The organism is Streptomyces exfoliatus, from assembly GCF_000725545.1.
GTDB lineage: Bacteria > Actinomycetota > Actinomycetes > Streptomycetales > Streptomycetaceae > Streptomyces > Streptomyces exfoliatus.
On the sequence record NZ_JNZP01000060.1, the window covers coordinates 1 to 8,616 of the forward strand.

The 8,616-nt window shown below is 68.8% G+C and carries 8 protein-coding genes and 1 pseudogene; 7 read left to right on the forward strand and 2 right to left on the reverse strand.

The genetic code is table 11. The features are described 5' to 3' along the window. Positions 1 to 382: 382 nt before the first annotated feature. The gene (locus IO20_RS40600; RefSeq protein ID WP_030556963.1) at positions 383 to 622 is read left to right on the forward strand and encodes a hypothetical protein; all 240 of its coding nucleotides are present in this window, start codon (positions 383 to 385) and stop codon (positions 620 to 622) included. 381 nt (positions 623 to 1,003) lie between these two features. On the opposite strand, the gene IO20_RS0133725 is transcribed toward IO20_RS40600, so the two are convergent. Continuing rightward, positions 1,004 to 1,726, reverse strand: a complete 723-nt coding sequence (locus tag IO20_RS0133725; RefSeq protein ID WP_157850866.1) for a hypothetical protein — start codon at positions 1,724 to 1,726, stop codon at positions 1,004 to 1,006. A 484-nt stretch (positions 1,727 to 2,210) separates the two neighbouring features. Between IO20_RS0133725 and IO20_RS0133735 the strand changes: the two genes are divergently transcribed. The 3 genes and pseudogenes from IO20_RS0133735 (at position 2,211) to IO20_RS0133745 (ending at position 4,448) form a co-directional block, all read left to right on the forward strand. Then, a complete protein-coding gene (locus tag IO20_RS0133735; protein WP_030556967.1) occupies positions 2,211 to 2,591 on the forward strand; it encodes a nuclear transport factor 2 family protein in 381 nt (126 codons plus the stop codon). 46 nt (positions 2,592 to 2,637) lie between these two features. Continuing rightward, positions 2,638 to 2,781 (forward strand): annotated as a pseudogene (locus tag IO20_RS39340) (IS5/IS1182 family transposase); the annotation flags it as partial. Positions 2,782 to 3,713: 932 nt separating this feature from the next. Further along, positions 3,714 to 4,448 carry an SOS response-associated peptidase gene (locus IO20_RS0133745; RefSeq protein ID WP_030556973.1) on the forward strand — a complete coding sequence of 245 codons (735 nt, stop codon included), beginning with the start codon at positions 3,714 to 3,716 and terminating at the stop codon, positions 4,446 to 4,448. A 628-nt stretch (positions 4,449 to 5,076) separates the two neighbouring features. Here IO20_RS0133745 and IO20_RS0133755 read toward each other — a convergent pair. Then, positions 5,077 to 5,664, reverse strand: coding sequence for an isochorismatase family protein (locus IO20_RS0133755; RefSeq protein WP_030556977.1), 588 nt, complete (start codon positions 5,662 to 5,664; stop codon positions 5,077 to 5,079). Between the two features lie 494 nt (positions 5,665 to 6,158). On the opposite strand from IO20_RS0133755, the gene IO20_RS0133760 reads away from it, so the two are divergent. The 3 genes from IO20_RS0133760 to IO20_RS0133770 all read left to right on the forward strand — a co-directional run bounded on the left by IO20_RS0133760 (position 6,159) and on the right by IO20_RS0133770 (position 8,395). After that, complete coding sequence (locus IO20_RS0133760) at positions 6,159 to 6,503, forward strand: hypothetical protein (RefSeq protein WP_030556979.1); 345 nt, start codon at positions 6,159 to 6,161, stop codon at positions 6,501 to 6,503. A gap of 1,098 nt (positions 6,504 to 7,601) precedes the next feature. Then, positions 7,602 to 7,979 (forward strand): hypothetical protein, encoded by a 378-nt coding sequence (locus IO20_RS0133765; RefSeq protein WP_030556981.1) that lies wholly within the window; start codon positions 7,602 to 7,604, stop codon positions 7,977 to 7,979. A gap of 212 nt (positions 7,980 to 8,191) precedes the next feature. Beyond that, on the forward strand, positions 8,192 to 8,395 hold the full coding sequence (locus IO20_RS0133770; protein ID WP_030556983.1) for a cold-shock protein: 204 nt from the start codon (positions 8,192 to 8,194) through the stop codon (positions 8,393 to 8,395). Positions 8,396 to 8,616 lie beyond the last annotated feature (221 nt).

The following is an 8,616-nucleotide window of genomic DNA, read 5'->3' on the forward strand; positions in this document are numbered from 1 at the left end:
GCGCATGGGACCGCTCTGGCAGTCCTGGGGTCTGCCGGATTCCCCCCTTTCCGGCAGACCCCAGGACCGTTGAACGCCCCGCCCCGCCGAGGTGCAGGACCGGGCAGGAACCGGCCCACCCGCCCCGCACGCCCGGAGTCCTTGTACGAGTTGCGGGGCTTGCCCATACCCGTGGTACCGGCCGTATTCAAGGCTTGCCCAGGGTCGCCTGAGGCTTGCCCACCCGCGAGAAAACCCAGGCCACAAGCCCGGATCTATTGAATGCGGTCTCCTCGCAGCCGAGAGCGCCGGGGAGTTGCGCGGCTAACCCTCTCCTCCTTGAGAGTGCGGATCGCCGCGTCGACCGACCGGCCTATCTCACACTCGTCCCAGGGGGAACTCCATGTCCGACTCCACCCAGCAGCCCGCCGAGCAGTCCGTCCAGCTGCCCGCGCCCGAGCGGGCCGCGGAGCCCGCCGTGACCTTTCTGCGCCGCCACGGAGCGGTGATCCTGCTCGCCCTGCTGTTCCTCGGCTGCGTCCTGCACGAGCGCCCCGCCCTGCGCGAGACGATCGACGCCCTCGCCGCCGTGGCCGCATCCGGCACCGCGCTGATGGCCCTGACCCTGGTCCGCCGCCGGTAAAGGGGCCCCCACGGTCCGCGACCCGGGCGCGCCACCTTGCGTACCCGGGCTGCGGCCGTGGGCAAGCCCGCTCCGTCTCCGGCCTGTTCGCCGCCCGGGAGGGTTGCACCGGCAGGTGCCCCCACAGGTGTCTGCACAGGGGGCCCGGAGTTGCACCGAAGGTACTGCCGGAGGTGTGAACCCCTGTCCGCGATCATGAGCGTTTGTGCTGGTCAGACCTTGTGGGCGAGCCGGATCCGTACGCCGACACCTCTACGTACGCGATAGCCGTACGAAGAGGCAGACCTGAGCAAGGCCGAGGCGCGGGCGCCGGGGAGACTGGGGCGGTGAGTACCGCACGACGCCGACCCCTGGGTTCCGGCCGTATCCGTCAGGTGGTGCTCATTTGTCACAGTGCTCGGCTGGCTCTCGGCGGGAGAACTCACCTTCAGCGAACCACTGGCCGTTCGACGAGAAGCCACCCTCCTCCTCCGGCGACTGCGGTTTGTGCTCGGCCGCACGGAGCCCCATCGGGTCGCGCAGCCACTGCCGTCCGTCGCTGTCGACGAACTGGATCGCCTTTAGGAGGGCCCTGCCCTGCTTGATTCCAAAGAAGGTGCTCAGATAGTCGTCGATCTCGCGGGGGGTGATGACCAGCCGGGTGCTGGGCGGGAGGGTCTCGAAGCCCATGAAAACCCATTCATGCTCGGCCAGGTCGATACCCGCGTCCGGCGCATACCACCACAGCTCGACGCTGGTCACCGGATCGAGTGAGCGGTTCACGAGGGTGACCGTCTCGGGGACCTCGTCCAACCACTCGATCCAGTAGCCGACTCGTCCGGCCTGGCCCCGCTCGTCTTGGTCCAGCTGTCTACGTGTCGCGTCCACGCTTGACGCCGCCACCGTGGCGCTGAAGAACAGGCCGATCGCTGCCGCGAGGGCCGACAACGCCGTCGCCCAGGGCGGGAGGGCGTCGCCGAGGCCACGTGGCCGCCGCGGAGTGCCCGGCGGTGCGCCGGCCGGCGAGCGTCTCCGGCGGGCGTTCAGCCGACGTGCTCTCAGGGTCGGGGAGGTTGCTCGATGCACCACAAAAACACCATCGGCCAGAAGGTGCAGCCCGGCCACCGGTGCCCTCCAGGCGATCTGACCGGACGCCTCACCCGCTATCACGCACCAGCTCGTAAGCCCATGTAGGCGATGCCGAGGACGACGGCGACGATCGTGATCACGCGGGCGGCACGGGTGGCGGGAGGGGTGTAACCGGCGTCGGGCATGAGGTGGTGGACTCCTTCTCCTATGGTGGGCAGGGTGGCTCCGCTCCGGTATAGCCGCTCCGGGCCACAGGGGTGCGTGCTTCCCGGCAAGGCACCCCCGCCCGCGACGAACGCGCCACCCGAAGTGGTGACGATCGTGCCACCGCTGCAACCCACCCGCCCGGCCGTGCAACACCGGCGCTGCAACACGCCTGCGCGTTGCAGCGCTGACCTGCACAAACGGGACCCGGTCGTCCGCTTCGCTGTCGCAGGGGGCGGCCGCGGTTCGTCGGGGTCGACCACCTGCTCGACGTACTCGCCGTGCTGCACTTGGCGGCCGACCCTACGGTGGCAACATGAGCGACCCGGAGAAGAACAAGGCCACGGCGCAGGCGTTCTACGACCTGATGTTCAACCAGTGCCGCCCCGCCGAGGCCATCGACCAGTACGCCGGCGACACCTACATCCAGCACAATCCACACGTCGGCGACGGCAAGCAGCCGTTCGTCGACTACTTCGAGCGCATGGCAGCCGAGTACCCGGGCAAGCGGGTGGAGGTCAAGCGTGCCTTCGCTGACGGCGACCACGTGATCCTGCACTGCCACCAAACCTGGCCCGACGAGGAGTACGCTGGCATCGATATCTTCCGTTTCAACGCCGGTGGCAAGATCGTCGAACACTGGGACGTCCTCCAGGTGATCCCGCCCACCTCCAAGAACGACAACACCATGTTCTAGCCCTCGCCCGGTACGCCGCACTGCAATGCCTGCGCGACCATCAGCGGGCCGCAACGTAGTGGAACGGTGCTTCGCCCGCCTCAAGCAGTTCCGTGCGATCGCCACACGCTTCGACAAACTCGCCGACCGCTACCGCTCCGGACTCGTCCTGGCCGCTCTGATCCTCTGGCTCCGCGATCCAGCCACGTGATCACTCAGGACATGTCCCGGCTGCCTGCCTGTCGGTCGGCCAGCACTGCTTGACTGCTCAACTGCCCGGCGAACGGCGGCGCGGAGTTTTTCTTCAGGCTCGTTCCGCCTGAGCACGGTGCTGAGGGAAGAGGGTGCTGCCGCCCGCACATCGGGATCCGAATCGGAGAGTGCGGCGACGATGATCGGCGCGTGAGCCACGGCGTCGGGGCCGAAGATGCCGAGGCCCTCGATCCCCGCCCGCCGCAACATTGCTTCCGGTGCCGACGTAGCCGCCACGAGTAGTTCAAGGGCCTCAGCTGGTGCCTCCGCGCACACCTTCGCCAGGCCGGACAGCGCCCGCTCGAATTCTGCGGTGTCGGAAGGGGAAGCCGCGGCGAGTTGCTTCAGCGCCTCACTCACCGGCGGCGGACGGGTCGCACGACGACGATCCTGGTCGCCCCGGGTGGGGGCGGTGTCGTGGTCCATTCGGTCATCCTGCCAGCTGGCTCCCCGGTTCCCGGAACCGGGGAGCCAGCTGGTCCGGCTCAAGGTGCCGAGCCGCCCGGATAGTTCGTGTCGCCGCAGTGGGCGGCCTTCTGGCTCTTCAGGCTACGGACCACACGGCTTCGTGAGCCAGCTGGACGATCATTTGTCAGACACCGCCTAGGTCGGGGGCGAGGTCGAGCGCGAGATGACGACGGCGCCCCCGGGGGAGTGGGGGCGGAGCGCCTGCTGATGTCGGGGGGATCAGAACGTGGAGAGGCCGTTCCGGCCCCAGCCGATCTTGGTCCTGGCGGTCATGCCTCGGGTGTAGAGGAAGAGGTTCCCGTTGTCGCCGCACGGGCGACCCGACGTGCGACCCGCTCCGCGCCGATCGCCCGCTGTCGTGAGACATGAGCGTCCCCTCCCTGTCGTCGTTCCGGCCTGAGAGTTCCGTGGCAGAGTGGCTTCATGTGTGGCCGTTACACCTCGACCCGTGGTCCCGGGGACCTGACCCGGCTCTTCCAGGTCACCGACTGGAACCCTGCCGAGACGCTGGCGCCCAGCTGGAACGTAGCGCCGACCGACGAGGTCTACGCGGTCCTGGAACGCACCGCTCGGGACGACGGCGACGAGGTACGCCGTGAACTGCGGGCGCTGCGGTGGGGTCTGGTGCCGTCGTGGGCGAAGGACCCGAAAGTCGGGTCCCGGATGATCAACGCCCGGGTCGAGACCGTGCACGAGAAGCCCGCCTACCGACGCGCCTTCGCCAAACGCCGCTGCCTGCTGCCGGCCGACGGCTTCTACGAATGGGAGCCGGTGAGGGACGAGACGACGGGCAAGACCCGCAAGCAGCCGTACTTCATCCACCCCGCCGACGGTCAGGTGATGGCCATGGCGGGACTCTATGAGTACTGGCGCAACCCCGACATCACCAGCGACGACGACCCCGACGCCTGGCTGACGACCTGCACGATCATCACGACCGAGGCCACCGACGCGGCGGGCCGCGTACACCCCCGCATGCCCCTCACCCTCACCCCGAACCACTACGACGCCTGGCTCGACCCGAGCCACCACCACACCGACGACCTCCGCGCCCTGCTCAGCCGGCCCGCGGACGGCCGGCTCGACGCCGGGCCTGTCTCCACGGCCGTCAACAACGTCCGCAACAACGGCGCCCACCTCCTCGACGCCGCCACCTGACCCGCAGCCCGCCCTGCCCGGTGCCGAGAACGGCTCACCGAGACCCACCCAGCGCGATCCTCGACCGGTCAGGCGCCACCGCGGGCTACCGCTGAGCCCTCCATGCCCCCGCCGCCCCGCCAACCGTGGTGACCAGGGCCACGAGCCACCCGGGAATGCGCTGAACGGTCAAGTGCCGTCGGCCCCTCAGTGCGTCGGGTGCCAGGGGCATCTCGAAGCCCTCGCTGAGGCCGGAACGTAGACATTGGGGACCAAGGACGTCCGCCAAGCTCCGGCGACACCCCTCCGCTCTAGCGAACCGCGACAGCCCCCAGCCTTGCAATCACCGGCTGAGGCGGAGCGCCCCTGCCTAAAATCAGCGGCGTAGGCGTACGGCGAAGAGTAGAGCAACCCTCAAGCGAGGCCAGAATCACAAGTCTGCCGCCGAATGAGCGGGCCTGATGCCTGCCTCTACCCGGAGCGGTGCAAGTAGTCGTCGGCCTGGTTGCGCAGCTCGAAGGCATCGCCCTCCTCTTCACCCAACAGACCGCGCGCGAGCCGCGCGGCGTGCTCGTACGCGTGGATGTGGGTGCGGCGGCCGCAGTGCAGGTCCTTGCCCCCAGCCAGGGCACGTCGCGGTTCGTCCGGATTAGGCAGGGACGGTTCCGGAAACGGTAACGCCCGCTTGGCGGAAGTCTTCGAGGGTGGTTGCCGTGGTGTCGGGGGCGACGCCGACGGAGTAGTCCAGGCGTACCCGTGTGCGGAAGCCGGCCTTTACGGCGTCCAGCGCTGTGGCACGCACGCAGTGGTCGGTGGCGATGCCGACCACGTCGACGGGGTCGACTTCGCGTGCGCGCAGCCAGTCGGTGAGGGAGGTGCCGTGTTCGTCGGCTCCTTCGAAGCCGCTCTTGGAGGCGCTGTGTGCACCCTTGAAGAAGACGGCGTCGATCTTGCCCCCGGTGGCGGCGGGGGCGAAGTTGGGGTGGAAGTCGCCGCCCTCTCCGCCGGCCACGCAGTGGACGGGGAAGCTGTCCTTGAAGTCGGGGGTGTCGGAGAAGTGGCTGCCGGGGTCGATGTGGTGGTCCCGGGTGGCGACGATGTACTGGTAGTCGCCGTCTGCGCTCTGCTCGATGAGGTCGGCGATCGCGGTCGCGATCCGCGCGCCGCCCGCGACGGGCACACTGCCTCCCTCGCAGAAGTCCTTCTGCACATCCACAACGATCAGGCCTCGGCCCATCACGCACACCCTTCACTACAGCGGGAACGTCCCCGGCGTTCTACCAGCCCTCTCACCGGCACCGAAGCCGCGTAGCAGCGACGCTCACCCGCACGGCCGAGGGCATTCACCGCAGGAACGATTTGCGGAACTCCCGCGAGATCCGCCCTGACTCCTCTGCCGGCCCCGTCTACTTCCTGTTTCACGACGTGGAAGACGAGTCCCGGGCCCGGGCAGGGGAACTGGCCGCGCCCTGTATGGCGGCCTTGAACCCCGGGCCCTCGCGGTGCCCGCGCTCCTGGCCGCGGCACGCCGAGGGTGCCGGCGTGTGCGTGCTGGTTGGTCACTCGAGGCGGCAGGTGTGGCCTGTCCGTTGTCGGCCGCAGCCGTCGGTTCATCTCTCTTGTGACGAGATGGCGTTGGGGACATCCGGGTGGATGTCCTCTGGTGTCGCAACTGTTCTCAGTCCCTGTGCTGTCGTCTCCTGCAGCTGCACGACGACTGAGGAGGCACTCATGGCGGGGATCCAGGCTCTTACGACGACTCCGACCGCACTGTTGGATCTCGACCCGTACCGCTTCCCTGCCATGCTCACCGACGACTGGCACGAGGAGACGTCGACGGCCCACGGCACGATGGAGTTCGGCGACTGCCCACTGCCTGCGCCTGTGCCTTCGAGCCGCCTGTCCATCCGTCTGGAGCCGGCCGACCGCCGCCGGCTGGACCTGCACGCGGCCCTCACCACGGCAGGTATCGCGCCCCTGCCGGGCGACCTCGACGCCATCGAGGCCCTGTGCTCGCTCGACGACACCACCCACATCGCCCTCCGGCGGTGGCTCAACCGGTTTGGCAACCCCTGACACATCACAAGAATCGGCCGGTTGAATCCGCCACGTCCCGCCTCCCTGCCCATACCGCTCCTGGTCCGGGATAGTCGGCCCCCTTCATCGGCTGATCCAGGGAACGAGGTAGCAGATGAATCCCTCTTTGAAGTCGGTTCGGTGGCTGGCTTCCGCCTGTGACGACCCCACCGCGTGTCTGCGTGAATGGAGACTGAGCGCACGGGGTGTGGTGCTCCTGCCGGCGGGGCGGCTCTGGGACGCCCTGGCAGTTCCGGAAGACCTGGGACACAGCCTGCTCAACGCCGTGGCTCGCTGCGGGCAGCCGAGGAGCGGCCCGGTGCTTCGCGACAGCAGCCGCCAGGAACTCGTGCTCCTGATGACCCCAGGCGGTCCCGCAGCAAGGCTGGAGCGGACCGCCCGCTATCTGACAACCGGAACCTGGCTGGCCGTGCCCGACCCCGGCCGAAGAGTGCCCGGGCTCTCCTGGCTCGTCCCACCCGACGGAACAGGAACGCTCTTCTCCCCAAGGGATGTGTATCCCGCACTCGCACCACGACGGTCAGCGAGATGATGGAAAGAGCGAGGACGGGAGCCGGCCGCGCGTTCCGGAAGCTCTGGAGGCATCCCCGCCCGTGGGTTTCGGGGATCCGGCCGAAGAGTGCTCGTCTGCGATGGTTCCCGGCACTGCTACGCCGCCTGGTCTGGGGCGCCCGCCACGACGTCTACCGACGTCGTTACTGATGGCCTGACCGTCCGTTGAGCACTGAGGGCTTGGAAGGGGCGGTGTCACCCAGCACGGGACACCGCCCCTCTGCCGTGTCCGGCCAGCACCGGCGCCGCAACCCGCGCCGCGCTTGACCCGGTGCCCGGCAGCACGAAGGCCCCGGTCCCGAGGGAGACCCTGGCCTTCGGCGGAACGGTCCGGGAAGGGGAAGCCGACGGGCCGTTGACGCGGCCCCGTCGCCAGAGCGCGGAAGCGGGACCGCGGACCGCACCGGCCCCGACGTGGGGCGCCCGGGCCAGCACATGTGTCACGAGCCCAACGCTCCACCGCGGACAAGGACACGCTCCGCGTCAACGCCAAGCGCCTCCTTATCTCCTGCGAGGATGCTGCTCATGCAGCCGCTGCCGATCCCCTGCCCCGCAGACCGGATCCCGGACGCGACGGGCATGGACGCCTTCACCACCGCGTACAGCGCGGCCAAGGAGCAGCAGGCTGTGTTCGTCGCCATCGAGTGCCAGGGCCCGCGGTGGACGGTGAAGGCCGACGTGCTCACCGCACTGCGGCACACCCTCGACACCACGGTGCACGACGCCGTCCGCGAGGCCGTCGGGCACCTGATCGACTCCCGGCAGAGCCGCCCCGACTCCATCGCCGACCCCGTCTACGTCGTGCTGTACGACGTAGACGGCGAACTGCGGACCCGGGAACTGGCCGCCGCCTTCTGCGGCGACCTCGAACCTCTGGCCCGCGCCGTACCTCCCTCGTCCTGACGGTCACTTCCCCCTGGGGCGTGAGGCGTTTCCTGAGGTCACAGCGGGTGCGGGCGTGTACCGTCCCGGTTAGCTGTCGTGGTTCGGATCTTCCCCCTTTGCCCATGCCTTCGGCGTGGGCTTTTTTGCTGTGCTGTGCCGCAGGAACCAGGGCGATCACCTCCGCCTCCCACACCGTGTGGGCGGCGTTCATCGACTGGAAGGCATCAGCTATGGCTACGGGAACTGTGAAGTGGTTCAACGCGGAGAAGGGCTTCGGCTTCATCGCCCAGGACGGCGGCGGCCCGGACGTCTTCGCTCACTACTCGGCGATCAACTCGACGGGCTTCCGTGAGCTCCAGGAGGGCCAGATGGTGACGTTCGACGTCACCCAGGGTCAGAAGGGCCCCCAGGCGGAGAACATCAACCTCGCCTGAGTCCATACGGCGAGGACCGGGGCAGACGCAGTGCCTCGGTCCTCGCTGTTCCATTGCCGGGAATCGGGGCTTCAGCTGTCCGGGCTGGGGGAGCAGTAGCCAGGAACGCCCCGCCGCCATCTGGGGCGGCGGGGCGCAGGCTTACTTGGTTAGGGCTGGTCGCCGGTGTAGCGGTAGATCTCGGCGTTGGCGTTGACGCCCCAGACGGTGCCGTCGGCCGC

Bases quoted from the DNA above. Each gene is read 5' to 3' on its own strand.
- IO20_RS40600 (WP_030556963.1), top strand. From the start codon at position 383: ATGTCCGACTCCACCCAGCAGCCCGCCGAGCAGTCCGTCCAGCTGCCC.
- IO20_RS0133735 (WP_030556967.1), top strand. From the start codon at position 2,211: ATGAGCGACCCGGAGAAGAACAAGGCCACGGCGCAGGCGTTCTACGAC.
- IO20_RS0133745 (WP_030556973.1), top strand. From the start codon at position 3,714: ATGTGTGGCCGTTACACCTCGACCCGTGGTCCCGGGGACCTGACCCGG.
- IO20_RS0133755 (WP_030556977.1), bottom strand. From the start codon at position 5,664: ATGGGCCGAGGCCTGATCGTTGTGGATGTGCAGAAGGACTTCTGCGAG.
- IO20_RS0133760 (WP_030556979.1), top strand. From the start codon at position 6,159: ATGGCGGGGATCCAGGCTCTTACGACGACTCCGACCGCACTGTTGGAT.
- IO20_RS0133765 (WP_030556981.1), top strand. From the start codon at position 7,602: ATGCAGCCGCTGCCGATCCCCTGCCCCGCAGACCGGATCCCGGACGCG.
- IO20_RS0133770 (WP_030556983.1), top strand. From the start codon at position 8,192: ATGGCTACGGGAACTGTGAAGTGGTTCAACGCGGAGAAGGGCTTCGGC.